The 17,424-nt window shown below is 70.6% G+C and carries 13 protein-coding genes and 1 pseudogene; 3 read left to right on the top strand and 11 right to left on the bottom strand.

The genetic code is table 11. From position 1 onward, the window contains the following. Window positions 1-26: 26 nt before the first annotated feature. The 6 genes from ACTIF1_RS20805 to ACTIF1_RS20780 are packed head-to-tail and all read right to left on the bottom strand — an operon-like array spanning window position 27 to window position 4,444. Window positions 27-257, bottom strand: a complete 231-nt coding sequence (locus ACTIF1_RS20805; protein ID WP_439598380.1) for a hypothetical protein — start codon at window positions 255-257, stop codon at window positions 27-29. Between the two features lie 8 nt (window positions 258-265). Further along, entirely contained in the window at window positions 266-655 is a 390-nt protein-coding gene (locus tag ACTIF1_RS20800) for a type II toxin-antitoxin system VapC family toxin (protein WP_439598379.1), read from the bottom strand. Continuing rightward, on the bottom strand, window positions 642-914 hold the full coding sequence (locus ACTIF1_RS20795) for an AbrB/MazE/SpoVT family DNA-binding domain-containing protein (RefSeq protein ID WP_439598378.1): 273 nt from the start codon (window positions 912-914) through the stop codon (window positions 642-644). The genes ACTIF1_RS20800 and ACTIF1_RS20795 overlap by 14 nt, the downstream gene beginning before the upstream one ends. 59 nt (window positions 915-973) lie before the next feature. Continuing rightward, the gene (locus ACTIF1_RS20790; RefSeq protein ID WP_439598377.1) at window positions 974-2,170 is read right to left on the bottom strand and encodes a multidrug effflux MFS transporter; all 1,197 of its coding nucleotides are present in this window, start codon (window positions 2,168-2,170) and stop codon (window positions 974-976) included. A 49-nt stretch (window positions 2,171-2,219) separates the two neighbouring features. Further along, window positions 2,220-3,758, bottom strand: a complete 1,539-nt coding sequence (locus ACTIF1_RS20785; protein ID WP_439598376.1) for a sensor histidine kinase — start codon at window positions 3,756-3,758, stop codon at window positions 2,220-2,222. Between the two features lie 2 nt (window positions 3,759-3,760). Further along, a complete protein-coding gene (locus ACTIF1_RS20780; protein ID WP_439598375.1) occupies window positions 3,761-4,444 on the bottom strand; it encodes a response regulator in 684 nt (227 codons plus the stop codon). 134 nt (window positions 4,445-4,578) lie between these two features. Between ACTIF1_RS20780 and creD the strand changes: the two genes are divergently transcribed. After that, window positions 4,579-5,952, top strand: a complete 1,374-nt coding sequence (gene creD, locus ACTIF1_RS20775; protein WP_439598374.1) for a cell envelope integrity protein CreD — start codon at window positions 4,579-4,581, stop codon at window positions 5,950-5,952. 1 nt (window position 5,953) lies between these two features. Here creD and ACTIF1_RS20770 read toward each other — a convergent pair whose 3' ends face one another. Next, window positions 5,954-6,817, bottom strand: a complete 864-nt coding sequence (locus tag ACTIF1_RS20770; RefSeq protein WP_439598373.1) for a TIGR01459 family HAD-type hydrolase — start codon at window positions 6,815-6,817, stop codon at window positions 5,954-5,956. After that, window positions 6,814-7,881, bottom strand: a complete 1,068-nt coding sequence (locus ACTIF1_RS20765) for a quinone-dependent dihydroorotate dehydrogenase (protein WP_439598372.1) — start codon at window positions 7,879-7,881, stop codon at window positions 6,814-6,816. Before ACTIF1_RS20765 ends, ACTIF1_RS20770 begins: the two co-directional genes overlap by 4 nt. 149 nt (window positions 7,882-8,030) lie before the next feature. On the opposite strand from ACTIF1_RS20765, the gene ACTIF1_RS20760 reads away from it, so the two are divergent. After that, entirely contained in the window at window positions 8,031-8,888 is an 858-nt protein-coding gene (locus ACTIF1_RS20760) for a DMT family transporter (protein WP_439598371.1), read from the top strand. Between the two features lie 5 nt (window positions 8,889-8,893). On the opposite strand, the gene ACTIF1_RS20755 is transcribed toward ACTIF1_RS20760, so the two are convergent. The 3 genes from ACTIF1_RS20755 to ACTIF1_RS20745 are packed head-to-tail and all read right to left on the bottom strand — an operon-like array spanning window position 8,894 to window position 11,563. Further along, window positions 8,894-9,832, bottom strand: coding sequence for a DUF6454 family protein (locus ACTIF1_RS20755; protein ID WP_439598370.1), 939 nt, complete (start codon window positions 9,830-9,832; stop codon window positions 8,894-8,896). Between the two features lie 53 nt (window positions 9,833-9,885). Further along, a complete protein-coding gene (locus tag ACTIF1_RS20750; protein ID WP_439598369.1) occupies window positions 9,886-10,545 on the bottom strand; it encodes an MBL fold metallo-hydrolase in 660 nt (219 codons plus the stop codon). A gap of 52 nt (window positions 10,546-10,597) precedes the next feature. After that, window positions 10,598-11,563 carry a Bug family tripartite tricarboxylate transporter substrate binding protein gene (locus ACTIF1_RS20745; protein ID WP_439598368.1) on the bottom strand — a complete coding sequence of 322 codons (966 nt, stop codon included), beginning with the start codon at window positions 11,561-11,563 and terminating at the stop codon, window positions 10,598-10,600. A 428-nt stretch (window positions 11,564-11,991) separates the two neighbouring features. Between ACTIF1_RS20745 and ACTIF1_RS20740 the strand changes: the two are divergent. After that, window positions 11,992-17,424, top strand: a pseudogene (locus ACTIF1_RS20740) (hypothetical protein); the annotation flags it as partial.

Here is a 17,424-nt window from a genome sequence, read left to right as displayed (position 1 = left end):
GCCAACCCTGGATGTCGAAGTATCACCTACCGCCCACTCGCCTTATGCGTCCCCACATTCTCATTCCACTCCACCGGCAACCCGTCCCACGTCAGCACCGGCTTCCCCGGCCACTTCTTCCGCACGAACACCCGAAATCCGTCCGCCGTCGCCTCGACATAGCCGGATTTTCCGTCATTCAGCCGCAGGTGCTGCGCCAGCGCCTCGGCCTGTTCCTGCATGTAGCTGTCGCCCATCGCCGGCTCTCCCTTATTCATCTGTGGCGCTACGCCTCAACCACCTTCACGCCACCGACCTTCGCGCCCGTCTTCACGAAACGCCGGTCAAAGGTCACGAATTCGGTGCAGCTTCCGGCCGCAGCCAGGTGCAGCGCATCGGCAAGATCCATGCCCGCCTCGGCCCAACCGATCGCCCGCGCGACCAGCGCGGCATCCTCCAACGTCACGCCGGGAATGCCGGCAATATCCCGCAGCGCCCGCAGCACACGCACCGCAGGCAGGCCATAGACGCCGCGCAGCACCCATTCCACCTCCAGCAGCACGGTGCGCGGCACGAAGACCGGCGACTGGCCGATGATGCGCCGTGCTGCCTCCGCCTGCATCGGGTCGTCCCCTGTCAGGAAGCGGACGAGGATGTTCGTATCAACCGCGCGCATGGCGCCGCCGGGCCTCCGCCAACAGGCCGGCCTCCATCTCCTCCAGCGAGCGCGGCGGGGTGCCGGTGGCGAGGCTGGCGAAGACGGCAGCCGGGTCGGTTGGTGGAAACAGCTCCGTGGCCGGCTTCAGCAGCACCCCCTCCGCCGTCGTCTCCACCAGCAGCCGTGTGCCGGGGTGCCAGTCCAGCTGGTCGCGGATGGTCTTGGGCAGGATGACCTGGCCCTTGGTGGACAGCGTGGTAGTCGGAGCTTCGGCCATGGCGGGATGCCTGTAAGACGCAGGTAAGATGGGCGCGCGAGGGTCTCCCCGCAAGCATCCTACCCCCCGCTCGCCCGCCGCGCCCCGCGCAGCGCCATCAGGCAGGCCACCCCCGTCGCCGCCATGGTGACCGAGGTGCCGATCCCCGTACCGAATTCCACCAGCCCGACGACAAAGGTCATCAGCGCCCCGAACCCCATCTGCAGCGCCCCCACCAGCGCGCTGGCCGTTCCGGCGAGTTGCGGCCGGGCGCTCAGCGCGCCGGCGATCGCGTTCGGCTGGGTCATCCCGTTGCCCACCGCGACGGCCGCCATCGGCACGAAGAACACCAGGATGTGCGGCGGAAACACCACCATGGCGATGGCCGCGCCGATCGCGCCCAGCGTGCTGATCACGGTCCCCACGCCGAGCATCCGCAAGATGCCGAGCCTCTTCGAAAGCCGCCCCGCCAGCCAATTGCCGCTGGCGAAAAACACGGAGATGGCGGCGAAGGCGAGGGCGAATTGCACGGGCGTATAGCCCATGCCCTGCACCACGACGTAGGGCGCGCCGCCCAGGAAGGCGAAGAAGATGCCGGTGGCGCAGGCCGTCAGCGCCGCATAGGCCCGGAAGGCCGCAATCGCCCAAAGGCTGCGATAGGCCCGCAGGATCGCCCCCAGACCGGGCAGGGGTTGCGGCGCCGGCAGGGTCTCGGGCAGGCGCAGCCAGGCCACCAGCGCCAGCGGCAGCCCAAAACCGAGGCAGGCCACCATGCTCGCCCGCCAGCCGAGGCTGGCCTCCAGCAGGCTGCCCAGGATGGGCGCCACCATCGGCGCGATGGTCATGCCCATGGTGACATAGCCGAGCACGCTCGCCGCCTCGTCCCGCGCCCAGACGTCGCGGATCACCGCCCGCACCAGCACCACCCCGGCGCAGGCGCCCACCGCCTGGGCCACACGCGCCACCACCAGCGCGCCGATCCCTGGCGCCAGCGCCGCCGCCAGGCTCGCCACGGCATAGAGCGCGAGCCCGCCCATCAGCAGCGGCCGCCGCCCGAACCGGTCCGACAGCGGCCCATAGATCAGCTGCCCGGCGCCCACCCCCAGCAGATACAGCGTGACGGTCAGCTGCACGGTGGAGGTGCTGGCGCCGAGGTCGCGGCCCATGGCGGGCAGCGACGGCACCAGCACCTGCATGGTGAAGGGGCCGATGCCGATGATGGCGACCAGCAGCCAGATCGGCGGGCGGGCGGAGAGGGCAGTCGGGGAAGGTCTCACGATGCGGGAGTGTAGGCCCCACCCGCCGCCCCGCCCACACCCGCCCCCATCACGCCAGGGGCAGGCGCAGCCGAAAGCGCGCGCCGGGGCCGCCGGGGACCAGCTGCAGCGACCCGCCCGCCGCCTCCAGCCGGCTGCGCGCGATGGTCAGGCCGAGACCCGTGCCGCCCGTCTCCCGCGCCGTGGTGAAGAAGCGGTCGAAGATGCGCGACGCATTGCCCGGCGAGATGCCGCGCCCGTCATCCGCCACCTCCAGCAGCAGCCAGCCCTCTTCCGCCTGCCAGGACAGGCGGCAGGAGGCGCCAGGGCCGGCATGCTGCAGCGTATTCTCGAAAAGGCAGGCGAGTGCGGCGCGCAGCGCCTCCGCCGGCACGGCGAGTGGCGGGGCCGGCTCGGGATTCTCCGATTGCCAGCGCAGGCCGGGGAAGGCGTCGGCGGCGGCCTGCACGACCGGCTCCAGCGCGCAGCGCGCCGGGGTCTGGGGCAGGGGGGCCTCGGCGCGGGCGAGTTCCAGCAGGCGCCGCACCAGCCGGTCCAACCGGTCCACATCGCCGGCGGCCTGGGCCAGGAAGCGGTCGCGCTCGGCGGGGGCCATGCTGGCGGCGTGGTCCTGCAACAGCTCCAGCGCGCCGCGCAGGCCGGCGAGTGGCGTCTTGAACTCGTGGCTGACCTCGGTGGCGAAGCCGCGGATATAGTCGGCGCGCTGTTCCAGCGTGGCGGCCATGGCCTGGATGGCGGCCGCAAGCTCATCCGCCTCCCGCACCGCGGAGCGGCGCACCCGGCCGGGCGGCGGGCGCTGGCCGGCGGCCACCGCGCGGGCGCGGGCGGTCACCGCCTGGATCGGGCGGCTGACGGCATAGGCGGTGAAGGCCGCCAGCAGTCCGGCCGCCAGCAGCAGCGCCAGCGCCAGCCCGCCGAAGGCGTGGCGGTTGTTGTAGATCGTCTGGTCGATGCCCGGCGGGGTGCGGGAGAGCAGGACGGCGCCGATCACCTGCCCGGCCTGTTCCACCGGCTGGGTCACCACCACCCGCAGCGCCGCGCCGCGGCTGAGGCTGGCGGCGCCGCGCGGCTGGTCGGCATCCACCCGCCGCGCCCGCAGGCTGGAGATGGCCTGGCCGGCCAGCGCCGCCTGCACCTCCTCCATCGCCGCCAGGCTGAGGCCCAGCTCCTCCCGGCTCGTCGCCACCACCACGCCCTGGCGGTCCAGCAGGCGGATGCCGGCGAGGGTGATGCGCTGCGTCTCCACCAGCACCGGGCCGAGCCGGGCGCCCGCGGCGGCGGCGCGGGGTTCGGGGGCCGGGCCGGGCAGGGCGGTGGGGGCGAGGGGGCGCACCGGGTCCCGTGCCAGGTCGAGGCCCGCCGGGCGCGGTGCCAGGGGCGCGCGCGGCGTGGGTGCGGCCTCCGGCCCCTGCCATTCCAGCCGATAGGCGGCGGCCAGCACGGCGGCCTGGGCCACCAGCTCCGTCTCCGTCTGCCGCACCAGGGCGCTTTCATACAGCCGCAGCAGCCAGAGCCCGCCCAGCGGCAGGCCCAGCAGCACCAGGTTGGACAGCAGCAGCACCGTCAGGATGCGCGGCTTGCGGCGCATGCTCAGCCGCCGGCCAGGAAGCGGTAGCCCATGCCATGCACCGTGCCGATCGGCTCCGCCCCGAGCGCCGCGAACTTTGCGCGGATGTGGCGGATATGGCTGTCCAGCGTGCGGTCGCTGACCACGCGGCGGTCGGGATAGGCCAGGTCCATCAGCCGGTCCCGCGTGAAGACGCGGCCGGGGCTGGCGGCCATGGCATGCAGCAGGGCGAATTCGGTGACGGTCAGCACCACGGGCCTGCCCTGCCACAGCGCCTCCAGCCGGTCCGGCCGCAGCTCCAGCGCGCCCTGGCGCAGGGTGGCGGTGGTGGGGGCCTCGGGCGGCGCCTGCCTGCGGCGCAGCACGGCACGCACCCGCGCCACCACCTCCCGCGGGCTGAACGGTTTGGTGACGTAGTCGTCGCCGCCGAGCTCCAGGCCGAGGATGCGGTCCACCTCCTCGTCGCGGGAGGAGAGGAAGATCACCGGCACGTCGGAGGTGCGGCGCAGGCGGCGACACACCTCGGTCCCATCCAGCTCCGGCATCAGCACGTCGAGCAGGATCAGGTCCGGCGCCTCCCGCGCCACGGCGGCCAGCGCCGCGGCGCCATCCGCGGCCTCGGCCGTGACAAAACCGTCCCGCGCCAGGGCGAAGCAGAGCACGCTGCGGATATGCGGGTCGTCGTCGACGACGAGGATCTTGGCCATGGCGGCGCAGTTTCGGCCGCGGCGCCGCCGCTGCACAGGCTCTGCACGAAAATTCGATGCCGCCTGCATCCCGCCTCCGCAGCCGCTGCACACGGCCCCTCCAGGCTGGGGCTTCCCTCATCGGAGCCTCCGCCATGTCCGACGCTTTCCCCGCCTTCCCGCCAAGACCCCCCCGGATCGGGCCCGATGCCCGCAAGCTGATCGGCGTCGGCGCCATGCTGCTGCTGCTGCTGGTGCCGCATGTGATGATCGGCGGGCTGATCGAGGAGCGGGAGCAGCGCCGCAACGGCGTGGTGCAGGAGATCGCCCAGGGCTGGGGCCAGCCCCAGGCCTTCAGCGGCCCCATGCTGCGGCTGCCCTATCGCGTGCCGGTGACGGAAAAACCCGGCGAGGCGCCGGTCTGGCGGCGCGGCACGGTATTGGTGCCGCCGGCGGAGCTGCGGGCGGAAGTCGCGCTGGACCCCGAGACGCGCCGCCGCGGCTTGTTCGAGGCCGCGGTCTATACCGCCACTATCGACCTTTCCGGCAGCTTCAACCTGGCCGGCCTGACCCCGCCCGCATCGGGTGAGGTTGGCCCCGGCATCTCCAACCCGGCGGCGGCGGAATTCCTCTGGGGGGAGGCGCAGCTGATTCTCGGCAGCAACGACCTGCGGCTCGCCGGGGGCGAGGTGCCGCTGCGCTGGGGCGACCGGGTGCTGCCGCTGGCCGAAGGCGAGATCGACCCGCTGCAGGACCAGGGCCCCTGCCTGGCGGGTGACTCGCTGCGCTGGTCGCTCGGATTGCAGGCGGCGCCAGGCGCCGCCACGCCCTTCGCGCTGCGGCTGGAGCTGCGCGGCACCGGCAGCTTCCACATGCTGCCCCTGGCGCGCCGCCTGCAGCTCGATATCCGCAGCAGCTGGGCCACGCCGAGCTTCACCGGCCGCGAACTGCCCCTCAGCAGCAGCGTGACCGAGCAGGGTTTTGCGGCCCGCTGGACCACCACCACCCGCCAGCCGCTGCCGCGCCGCAGCCTCTGTGCCGGGGCGCCGGAGCTGATGGCCTCGGAGGGGATCGGGGTGGCGCTGCTGGAGGCGGTGCCGACCTACCGCATGGTCAATCGCGCGTCGAAATACATGATGTTCTTCCTGGCGCTGGCCTTCATCACCTACGGCATCTTCGAGATCACGGCGCGGGTGCGGATCCATCCGCTGCAATACGGGCTGCTCGGCGCCTCCGTCGTGCTCTTCCCGCTGCTGCTGCTGGCGCTGGGGGAGCCGCTGGGCTTTGCGCCCGCCTATGGGCTGGCGGCGGCGCTGGTGGCAGGGCAGGCCTCGCTCTTCACCGCGGCCGCGACGGCGCGCTGGAAGCTGGGCGGCATCCTGGCCCTGGTCTGCGCCGCGCTCTTCGGTTTTCTCTATATCGTGCTCAGCCTGGAGGCCTTCGCCCTGCTGGCCGGCGCGCTGGCGCTGTTTGCCGCGCTGTCCCTGGTGATGGCGGTCTCCCGCAAGGTGGACTGGGGGGCGCGCTGAGCTACCAGCGCAGCCCCATCAGGGCGGCGACGGGGCGCACGCCCTCGCTCGCCGCCACCTGGGCCAGAACCTCGGGGTCCGGCGTCGCGCCATGGGCATGGGCGGCCAGCCCGGTCAGGGCCCAGACCGCGTCGATGCCGGCGGATTGGGCACCGGCCAGGTCGGTATGCGGGCTGTCGCCGATTGCCACCACGCGCGCGCGGTCGGTCAGGCCCAGCAGCTCCAGCACCGGCGGGTAGCAGGCCGGGTCGGGTTTTCCAATTTCGATCGCGGCCGGACCGCCGAGTTCGACATAGAGGTCGGCCAGCGCGCCGGCGCAGATCACCCGCTCATCGCCCACCATCACATGCCGGTCCGGATTGACACAGACCATCGGCAGGCGGCGCGCGGCGCAGGCGGCCAGCGCTTCGCGATAGGGCTCGATGTCGTGATTGCCGCGGGCGGGTTCCGGCCCGGTGTTCAGCACGAATTCGGCTTCCGCCGCCGAGCCCACCAGCACCACATCGGTCTCGGCCGGCACCGAGAGGTCCCGCTCCGGCCCGATATGCAGCGCCCTGGTGCCGAGGGCGGCGAAATCCGGCCGGTCCCGGTGCTTCAGGTGGCGCCAGGCCAGCTCGCCGGAGGTCATGGTCCCGTCCCAGAGCGCACGGTCCAGGCCCATGCCGGTCAGAAGGTCATCCACGACGAAGGCCCGGCGCGGCGCATTGGAGAGGAAGGCGATGCGCTTGCCGCGCGCCTTCAGCTTGCCCAGCGCCTCCGCCACCCCCGGATAGGGCTTGCGGCCGTCATGCACCACGCCCCAGAGGTCCAGGATGAAGCCGTCATAGCGGTCCGCCAGGGTCGCAACCCCGTCCAGCATGATCATCGCGCATCCACCCCGATGGCCTCGGCCACGTTCTTGAATCCGTCCCGCCGCAAGGCCGCGGCGAGTTCCCGCTTGATGCGCGGGATCAGCGCCGGCCCGTCATAGGCGAAGGCGGCGTAGAGCTGCACCAGCGCGGCCCCGGCCCGGATCTTCTCCAGCGCATCGGCGCCGGAGGAGACGCCACCGCAGCCGATCAGCGTCAGGTCGCGCCCGGCGGCCAGACGCGCGACGCGGCGCAGCAGTTCCGTGGCGGCGGCGCGCAGCGGCGGGCCGGAGAGGCCGCCCGCCTGGGATTTCTGGGCCGAGCGCAGCGGCGCCGGGCGGGCGATGGTGGTGTTGGAGACGATGAGGCCGGCAATGCCCTGCGCCACCGCCGTCTCGACGATCGGCTCCACCGCGGCGGGGGAGAGGTCCGGGGCGATTTTTACCAATATCGGCGGGCGCGGACCCGCCAGCGTGTCCCGCGTGGCGACCACGGCAGCCAGGATGTCGCGCAGCATGGCCTCGCCCTGCAGGTCACGCAGGCCCGGCGTATTGGGGGAGGAGACATTGATGGCGACATAGCCCGCATGCGGCGCGACGGCGGCATAGAGCGCCGGATAGTCCCGCAGCGGCGCGGCGCCGTCCTTGTTGATGGCGATATTCACGCCGAGCACGGCCGGCCGGTTGGCTGGAAGATGCGCGAGGCGGGCCAGGAAGGCGGGCAGGCCGCCATTGTTCATGCCCATGCGATTGATCACCGCCCGGTCCTCCACCAGGCGGAACAGCCGCGGCTTCGGATTTCCGATCTGCGGCTTCGGCGTGACCGATCCCGCCTCCACGAAGCCGAAGCCCAGGCGCATCAGCGGCGCGATGGCCACCGCGGATTTGTCGAAGCCGGCGGCCAGGCCGATCGGGTTGCGGAAATCGAGGCCCAGGGCATGGGTCGCCAGAACCGGGTCATCCGCGCTGCGATCCGCCCCGGCGAGGCCGAATCGCAGCCCGCGAAGGGCCAGGTCATGCGCGCGTTCGGGATCCATGCCGCGCATCAGCGGCGTCAGGACGGAGGCGAGTTGGGGGGTCATGGCGCGGCGGCTTGTGCCCTGTCTCGGCGGCGGAGGGAAGGTGGGATGCAGGGGCCGGGGGGCGCAGCCCTGCCATGCGCGCCGGGGCCGATGGACTTGCACCGCGCCATCCGGGCATATCCGGCGCCTCATCCAGGGGGGAGATTGCGGTGCGCGGACCCGCGCTGATGCTGGCGGGCATCGGCCTCTTCGGCCTGCTCGACGCCAATAGCAAGCTGCTCTCGGCGGGGCATGAGGTCTGGCAGGTGCTGCTGGTGCGCTTCGCCACCCTGCTGCTGGTGGTGGGTGTCGCCCGCGCCCTGGTGCCGGGCTGGGGCGGGCCGCTGGCCACGCGCTTTCCGCGCCTGCATGCCGCCCGCGCGGTGGTGATGCTGGGCAGCGCCATCTGCTTCTTCCAGGCTTTTCGGCTGTTGCCTCTGGCGGAGGGCTACCTGGTGTTCTTCACCTCCCCCTTCATCGTGCTGGCGCTGGCCGCCTGGACGCTGAAGGAAAGGCCGCCTGCGGTGGCCTGGGCCTGGTGCGGCGTGGGTTTCGCCGGCGTGGCCATCGGCCTGGCGCCGGGGCTGGTCGGCATGGCGTCCGGCGCGCCGGTGCTGGGCTATCTCTACGCCCTCGGCGGCACCTTCTGCTATTCGGCCGTCTTCACCCTGAACCGGCAGCTGCGCGCGGAGCCGGGAATCGGCCGCGTGCTGGTCTGGCCCTCCCTGCTCGGCTTCGTGGTGATGCTGCCGCTGGGGCTCAGCCACTGGTCGTCGCCGAGTCCCCTGGCCCTGGCGCAGATGATGGGCAATGGCCTGCTGGTCGGGCTGGCCACTGTCTGCCTGGCGGAGGCCTTCCGGCATGCCTCGGCCAGCCGCCTGGCGCCCTTCGGCTATTCGGGGCTGGTCTGGAGCCTGACCTGGGACTTCGCCTTCTGGGGCCGCATCCCGGCGCTCGCCATGCTGGCCGGCGCCGCCGTGGTGGTCTTCGCCTGCGTGATGAGCGAGCGGGCGGCGGCGCGGAAGTAGCCGAGTTACCTGGGCGCCACGTCGAAGACGAAGATCCGCGTGGTGTCATCCTCCGGCGCGAACCACAGGCGCAGGCCATTCGCGCCCTGCGCCGCCACGGCGAAGGGGTTCTGGGTCATCGGCAGGCCGGATTCGGTCCAGCGTTCCACCGGCAGCTGGAAGACCGGCCTTCCCTGCGCCAGGTCCACCAGTTCCAGTCCGCCCAGGGCGAAGACCGGCCCGCCTGGCCCCTGCGGCCGATAGGCGTTCAGCCCGGAGCAGAGGGCGAGGCCGGGCCCCACCGAATGGCAGTCCTGGTAGTCGATATAGAGCGCCGGATTCGGCCGCCGCAGATCGGCCGCGCGCTGCGCCGCATTGGTCGGTCGCCCCGCCGCATCCAGCGGCCAGGCATAGAAGCGCCGGGACCCCCAGGAGACGCCGTGCAGGGTATTGGAGGCCGCATCGCGCACCAGCCCGCCGACATGGTCGTCGAAGCGGAAGACCGCCTCCGCCTCCATGGTCGCGGGATCGACGCGGTAGATGATGGAGCGGCTGTTCGGCCGATACTCCGCGACCGGCACCCAGAGGTGGGTGCCGTCGAAATCGATGCCGCCGGGGTGGTAGATATCGCCCTCGCCGAGCGTCAGGCTGCGCAGCAGCTTGCCCTCCGCATCCACCTCGAAGAGCAGGCCGCGGCCGCGTCCGGGGCTGCGGTCCAGGCCTTCGCGCGGCGCGTCGTAGCGCTGGGTGCGTTCGATGATCTCGACGGAGGAGATGTAGAAGCGGTCGCCGATGCGGGCCATGCCCTGCGGGTGATGCGTCGGGAAGGCCAGCGGGATCACCGCCACCTGGCGCCATTCCGCGCCACGGGTCAGCGCCCGCAAACGGTCCGGGATCTCCTGCGCCGCGACCGGCGCGGCGGCGAGGGTGAGGGCGGCGAGCGCGAGGCGGAGGGGCTTGGTCATGCCGCCATTGAAGCGCGGAACGGTCGCGGAAACCCCCTCAATTCGATGACAGCTCAGCGCGGCAGGAAGGGATTGGTCCGCCGTTCCTCGCCGAAGGTGGAGCCCGGGCCATGGCCGCAGAGGAAGCGCATCTCATCGCCCAGCGGCAGCAGCTTGGTGACGATGGCGGAGATCAGCGCGTCATGGTCGCCATAGGGGAAGTCCGTGCGGCCGATGGAGCCGCGGAACAGCACATCCCCCACCACCGCGAAGCCCAGCGCCTGGTTGACGAAGACCACATGCCCCGGCGCATGGCCTGGGCAATGCAGCACGCCGAAGGACTGGCCGGCGATGGTGACGCTCTCGCCTTCCGCCAGGAAGCGGTCGGGCGTCGCATTCTCCAGCCCCTCGATGCCGTATTGCCGGCCCTGCGCTGCGATGCCCGCCAGCAGGAAGGCATCCGCCTCATGCGGCCCCTCGACCGGCACCGGCGCGCCCTGCTGCGCGGCCAGCGCGGCGCGCAGCGCATCGGCGCCGCCGGCATGGTCCAGATGGCCATGGGTGAGCAGGATATTGTCCACCGTGACCCCCGCCTTGGCGATGGCCGCCAGGATGCGCGGCACGTCGCCGCCGGGGTCGATGACCGTGCCGCGCTGCGTCTCCGCATCCCAGATCAGGGCGCAGTTCTGCTGGAAGGGGGTGACGGGGATCTGGGCGGCCTGGAGCTTGGGCATGGGCGTGAAGTGAAGGGGGAGCGCCCGTGAAGTCAACCGCTCCCCCACGCCACTACTGCACCCGGATATTGCGGGCGCGGATCACCTCGCGCCACTTGGCATTCTCGGCGGCGTTATAGGCGGCCCATTCCTCCGGCCGCATCGTCTCCGGCACCGTGGCCAGCGCGGCCAGCCTCTCGCGCGTCTCGGGCGCGGTGACGGCGGCGCGGAACAGCTCGTTCAGGCGCTGCACGATGGGCGCCGGCGTCTCGGCCGGGACCAGCACGGCGATATGCTCCGCCACCTCCACGTCAAAACCCTGCTCCTTGAAGGTGGGCACGTCGGGCGCCACCGGGGACCGCTGGGCGGAGGAAATGGCCAGCGCCCGCAGGTCGCCGGACTGGATCAGCGGCAGCACGCCGGAGGCGGCCTGCACGATCATCTGCGCCTCTCCGGTCAGGGTGCCCTGCACCGCCGGCGCGCCGCCGCGATAGCCGACATCCTGCATGGTGATGCCGGCGGCGTTCAGGAACAGCTCGGTCGCCAGATGGGTGGAGGAGCCGGTGCCGGAATTGGCATAGACCAGCCGCGCATTCGGCGCGCGCGCCGCCGTGACGAATTCGGCCAGCGTCCGATAGGGCGAATTGCGCGGCACGCAGAGGATCATCGGCTGGGAGGCGATGAGGCCGACGCCGGTGAAGGCGCGGTCATTGTCATAGGGCAGCTGGTAGAGATGCGGCGCCATGGCATAGGTGCTGACGGTGCCGACCAGCACCGTATAGCCATCCGGCCGGGCACGGGCGACGGAGCCGAAGCCGATGGTGCCATTGGCGCCGGTGCGGTTGTCCACCACGAAGCCGCGCCCGGTATCCTGCTGCAGCCGGGCGGCGACGATGCGCGCCACCGCATCGGTGGAGCCGCCTGCGGCCCAGGGCACCACCAGGGTGACCGGCCGATCGGGGAAGGACTGGGCTTGGGCGAGTTTCGGGGCGGCAAGCAGGCCAAGGGCTGCTGCGCCCAGTGCGCGGCGTTGAAGCACGGTTCGTCTCCTCCAGGTCCGGACATTGCCGGAACGGCATAGGGGATAGGAGGGGCGGAGGGGCGGGGCAAGGGGTCCTGCTGGCGCAGCCTGGCCCCGCCCAGGCCAGCAAGGCGTCCGACCCAATCTTACAGAAGTCTACATTTCCTTCGGCCTCGGCGCGCAGGGGGCTCGGCTAAAGGGAAGGGACCCTTGCGTCCAGGAATTCGCCTTTGCCGCTGCCGGTTCCCGCTGGTCCTTTGCGCCGAGTCACCGGGCCCCCGACGCCGCGCTGGGCGCGCGGCAGGACCGCGACCCGCCGCAGCCTGACCGGCCGCTGACGCGCCGGCCAAGACCCCACCCGATCCAGACGAAGCCGGCCCCGCAGGGGGCGCCCACGACAACAGCCAGACGCCAAGCCCATCGGCGGTCACCCGGAGAAGACGATCATGAGCGGCATCAACACTGTCACCGGCACCGAGGATCCGGAGATCCTGACCGGCAACGAGTATGCGGCGAACCTGATCTCCGGCCTGGGCGGCCACGATACGCTCACCGGCGGCGCGCTGGCGGATACCCTGGACGGCGGGACGGGCAATGACAGGCTGATCGGCCTCGAGGGCGATGACGTGCTGATCGGCGGTGACGGCAATGACACCCTGGTGGGGGGCGGCGGTCTCGATACCGCCGACTTCAGCCTTGCGACCGGGGCGCTGACGGTCAGCCTGCAAACCGGAACGGCCACCGGGCAGGGCGCGGATACGCTGAGCGGGATCGAGGCGGTGCTCGGTGGCGCCTATGCCGATACCCTGACCGGCAGCGACTCGCTGGCCGATACGCTGATGGGTGGCGGAGGCGCCGACACCGTGGTCGGCGGGGGCGGCAATGACTGGCTGCAGGGTCTCGACGGCGCCGATTCGATTTTGGCCGAGGCGGGTCACGATACGATCGAGGGCGGGGCGGACAACGACATCCTGTCCGGCGGCGATGGCAATGACACGGTCTATGGCGAGGCCGGCCGCGATACCCTGTACGGCGGGATCGGCAATGACCTGCTGACAGGCGGGGCGGGTAATGACGATCTCTATGGCGAGGATGGCAACGATACGCTGATTGGCGGGGATGACGTGGACTCCCTCGACGGCGGCTTTGGCGATGACGTTCTGTCCGGCAATGATGGCGACGACACGCTCTCGGGCTTCTTTGGCGACAACTCGCTGGAGGGCGGCGCGGGCAATGACATGCTTTTCGCCATGGGCGGGGCCGATACGCTGACTGGCGGGGAAGGTGCCGACACCCTGAGCGCCAGCTCCGGCAATGACGTGCTGGACGGCGGCGCGGGCGACGATCGAATTGACGCCGGTGCCGACAACGACTCACTCGAAGGTGTCGAGGGCAACGACGTCCTCCGTGGCGAGGCAGGGGCCGATACGCTGGATGGCGGGGATGGCGCGGATAGCCTCGTCGGTGGCGATGGCAACGACATTCTGATCGGCGGGACGGGCGCCGATACGCTCGTGGGCGGCGATGGGACCGACACGGCCGACTATAGCGCCTCCGGCACGTCCATCGCCGTCGATCTCTCCACCGGCGACGCCCTGTACGGCGACGCGGAGGGCGATTCGATCTCCGGGATCGAGGCCGTGATCGGTTCCGCCTATGGTGACAGCATCTTCGGCAGTGTTGCCGCCGAACGACTGACAGGCGGGGACGGCGACGATGAGATCTACGCTTCGCTTGGCAACGACACCCTGATCGGCGGGGCGGGTGCGGATCTGCTTTATGGCCAGGGTGGCATCGACACTGCGGATTACAGCGGTTCTGCCGTCGGCGTCACGGTGAACCTGGCGACCGGGCAAGGTACGGGCGGCGACGCAGAGGGCGATACCCTCGACGGCATCGGGATCGTCATCGGCTCGGGCGAGAACGACCTGCTGACCGGCGCGTCGGGGAACGATCAGCTGAGGGGCGGCGCCGGTGCGGATACGCTGGTGGGCTCCATCGGTCGCGATACGCTGGATGGCGGCGACGGCAATGACGACTGGCTGGATATCAGGGATGCGGGCGGCACCGTTTCTCTTGATCTGGTCAATCAGTCCCTCGGCATCACCGAATACTCCACCGTCAGCGGCATCGAGCATGTGCTGGGCGCCCTTGACAACACCAACACCCTGCTTGGCAACGCCAGCGACAACTCCTTGATCGGCGGAAATCTGGCCGATGTGCTCTCCGGCGCAGACGGCAACGACCTGCTCAAAGGCGGTGAGGAGGCGGATTCCCTGTCCGGCGGCATTGGTGCCGATACCCTCATCGGCGGGGCCGGTAACGATACCCTCATCGGTGGCGATGGGAGCGACACAGCCGACTACAGCGACTCCGCCGATGCGATCTCCGTCGATCTCGGCACCAACACGAATACGGGCGGCGACGCCGAGGGCGATTCCCTGTCCGGGATCGAGACGGTGATCGGTTCCGGCGGCGCCGACATGATCAGCGGCGATACCGAATCCAACCTGCTGGTCGGCGGAGACGGGGCCGATACCCTCATCGGCGGCGCGGGCGACGACACCCTGGTCGGCGGCGCCGGCTCCGACAGCCTGATCGGCGGCACCCAGACCTTCGCTGACCTGGTCGACTACAGCGCCTCCGGCGAAGGCGTCACGGTGAACCTGAGGACCGGAACCGGCACCGGCGGCGATGCCGAGGGGGACAGCTTCCTCTTCATCGAGGCGGTGCTGGGTTCGGACCACGATGACCAGCTGACCGGCACCGGGGCGGCCGATACCCTGATCGGCGGCGAGGGGGCCGATACCATCGCTGGCGGCCTTGGCCAGAACCGCCTGGATGGTGGCGACGGCAATGACGACTGGGTGGACTACAGCGCGGTCGATCGCAGCGTCACCGCCTCCCTGACCAGCGGCACGGCCAGTGCGGGAGCCTTCCTCGGCGATACGCTGCAGGGCTTCGAGCATGTCCGCGGCAGCAGCGAGGGCGATAGCATCACCGGCGCGGCCTCCGCGAACCGCCTGCTGGGCGGCGGCGGGAATGACACCCTCAATGGCCTGGATGGCGCGGATACGCTGGAAGGCGGCGCGGGTCGCGACAGCCTCCAAGGCGGCGAGGGCCTCGACACCGCCGACTACAGCGGCAGCAGCGCGGCCGTGGCTGTCTATCTGAGCACCGGCAGCGGCGTCTTCGGCGATGCCGCGGGCGATACCCTCGTCAGCATCGAGGCCGTGATCGGCTCGGCCGGCAACGACACGCTGGAAGGCGGCGACGGCAATGACACGCTGATCGGCGGCGCAGGCAATGACAGCCTGGTCGGCCACGCCGGGGCGGATAGCCTGGTCGGCGGCGATGGCGACGACACCGCAGATTACCAGCTGAGCACCGCGGTCTCCATCTCCCTGCTGGCCGGCACGGCCAGCGGCGGGGATGCGGAGGGCGACAGCTTCGACTCCATCGAGATCCTCAACGGCAGCGAATGGGGGGATACGCTGCAGGGCGGTGCCGGCAACGACACGATGATCGGCGCCTCGGGCAGCGACACGCTGATCTCCTCCGGCGGCATCGACGAGTTGATCGGCGACAACGGCAACGAAATCTATGTGGTCGACCATGAGAATGTGACGATCACCGAGACAGCCGATAACGGCACGGACGAGGTGCGCACCTCGCTGTCCAGCTATACGCTGGGCGACAACCTCGAGAACCTGACCGGCACCTCCACGCTGGGCGGTCAGGCGCTGACCGGCAATGCGCTCGACAACAACATCGCCGGCGGCGAGGGCGCGGATACGCTGAGGGGCGGCGACGGCGCCGACACGCTGAACGGCAATGGGGGCCAGGACCTGCTGATCGGTGGCGAGGGCGATGATGCCCTCTACGCCGGCCATCTCGACGACGTGCTGGTCGGTGGCGCGGGCGCGGACACGCTGGGTGGCGCGGCCGGCATCGACACCGCCGACTATTCGGGATCCGTCGCGGCGGTGAATGCCCAGCTCTCGAACAGCGCCGGCATCGGCGGCGATGCGGAGGGCGATACCTGGCGGAATGTCGAGAACCTGATTGGCTCCGCCCAGGGCGACACGCTGGGCGGCACGGATGGGGACAATATCCTGTCCGGCGGCGAGGGGGCCGATATCCTCATCGGTCTCGAAGGCGCGGATACGCTGCAGGGCGGTGACGGCAACGACACGGCCAGCTATGCGGGCTCCTCTGCCAGCGTGAGCGTTTCGCTGCTGAGCGGCACCGGCAGCGGTGGCGATGCCGAAGGCGATAGCCTGACCTCGATCGAGGTCCTTGTCGGCAGCGAGCACGACGACACGCTGGAGGGCGGCACCGGGCGGGAAACCCTGGAAGGCGCCGCGGGCAACGACATGCTGTCCGGCGGCAATGGCAATGATATCCTGATCGGCGGCGCCGGGGCCGACCGGATCGACGGCGAGTCGGGCCAGGACACGGCCTCCTATGCCGGCTCCACGGCCGGGGTCAGCGTCAACCTGGCCACCGGCGCCGCCTCCGGCGGCGATGCGCAAGGCGATACGCTGACCAGCATCGAATGGGTCACCGGCTCCGATCACGACGACACGCTGACCGGCGACGATTTCTACAACATCCTCGACGGCGGGCTGGGCAACGACCTGCTGTCCGGCGGCGGCAACAACGACAACCTGAAGGGCGGGGACGGTGCGGATACCATCGTCGGCGGCCTGGGCAATGACGTCATCGACGGCGGCAGCGGCCTCGATACGCTGGACTATTCGGACGCCAGCTCGGCGGTCACCGTCGCCCTGGCGATCGGTACCGCAAGCGGCTTGTCCATCGGGTCGGATCAGTTCTCCTCCATCGAGGCTGTGATCGGATCCATCCATGACGATACGCTGCTGGCTGGCGCGGACGCCGCTCTGCTGATCGGCGACGACGGCAACGACGTGCTGCAGACGGGGGACGGCGCCGATACGCTGATCGGCGGCGAGGGCGAAGACAGCTACACCGTGAACAATGCGGCCGCCGTGGTGGTGGAGGATGAGAACGAAGGCGTCGACAGCGTCTTCACCGAACTGGCCAGCTACACACTGAGCGCGAATTTCGAGAAGCTGCTCGGCAATTCGACCGTTGCAGGCCAGACCCTCACGGGCAATGCGCAGAACAACACCATCATCTCCGGCAGCTTCGACGACGCGCTGGATGGTGGCGCGGGCAACGACGTTCTGTTCGGGGCCGACGGCGACGACATCCTGGTCGGCGGCGTGGGCGACGATACCCTGCTCGGCGGCGAGGGCGAAAACATCCTGATGGGTGTCGATGGCTTCGACATCGTCGACTACAGCAGCTCCGCGACCGCCGTTCAGGTCAGCCTGCGGCTCGGCCTCGCAGAGCATGACGGCGAGCAGACGGACGCGCTCTACGGGATCGAGGCCGTGATCGGCACGATCTATGACGACCAGCTGGAAGGCGACGTCGAAGACAACCTGCTGCTCGGCGGCGATGGCAATGACCAGTTCTACGTGACCCAAGGCGCCGATACGCTGGATGGTGGCGAGGGGGTGGACCGCATCGACTATAGCAGCGAGGAATTCAGCGACGGGGTCGTGGTCTCGTTCGATCCGGCCAGTTCCGACCAGGTGCTGATCTCGATCGAGGAGATCATCGGCAGCACGGGCGATGACTGGATCGCCGGGGACGTCACCGGCAGTGATGACGCGATCGACAACGACTTCGTCGGCCTGTCTGGCGACGACATTCTGGATGGCGGCCGCGGCGACGACACGCTGGTGGGCGGGGCGGGCAGCGACCTGCTGATCGGCGGCAGCGGCTATGACACGGCCGACTTCTCCGACCTCGATCAGGCGGTGGAAGTGCGCCTCGACCTCGGCACT

Source organism: Falsiroseomonas sp. (genome assembly GCF_051860665.1).
Taxonomy (GTDB): Bacteria; Pseudomonadota; Alphaproteobacteria; order Acetobacterales; family Acetobacteraceae; genus Falsiroseomonas.
Note: the sequence above shows the minus strand (reverse complement) of the source record. Positions and strands in the feature narration are given on the sequence as shown.

Coding starts and splice junctions, on each gene's coding strand:
- ACTIF1_RS20805 (WP_439598380.1), bottom strand. CDS start 257: ATGAATAAGGGAGAGCCGGCGATGGGCGACAGCTACATGCAGGAACAG.
- ACTIF1_RS20800 (WP_439598379.1), bottom strand. CDS start 655: ATGCGCGCGGTTGATACGAACATCCTCGTCCGCTTCCTGACAGGGGAC.
- ACTIF1_RS20795 (WP_439598378.1), bottom strand. CDS start 914: ATGGCCGAAGCTCCGACTACCACGCTGTCCACCAAGGGCCAGGTCATC.
- ACTIF1_RS20785 (WP_439598376.1), bottom strand. CDS start 3,758: ATGCGCCGCAAGCCGCGCATCCTGACGGTGCTGCTGCTGTCCAACCTG.
- ACTIF1_RS20780 (WP_439598375.1), bottom strand. CDS start 4,444: ATGGCCAAGATCCTCGTCGTCGACGACGACCCGCATATCCGCAGCGTG.
- creD (WP_439598374.1), top strand. CDS start 4,579: ATGTCCGACGCTTTCCCCGCCTTCCCGCCAAGACCCCCCCGGATCGGG.
- ACTIF1_RS20770 (WP_439598373.1), bottom strand. CDS start 6,817: ATGATCATGCTGGACGGGGTTGCGACCCTGGCGGACCGCTATGACGGC.
- ACTIF1_RS20765 (WP_439598372.1), bottom strand. CDS start 7,881: ATGACCCCCCAACTCGCCTCCGTCCTGACGCCGCTGATGCGCGGCATG.
- ACTIF1_RS20755 (WP_439598370.1), bottom strand. CDS start 9,832: ATGACCAAGCCCCTCCGCCTCGCGCTCGCCGCCCTCACCCTCGCCGCC.
- ACTIF1_RS20750 (WP_439598369.1), bottom strand. CDS start 10,545: ATGCCCAAGCTCCAGGCCGCCCAGATCCCCGTCACCCCCTTCCAGCAG.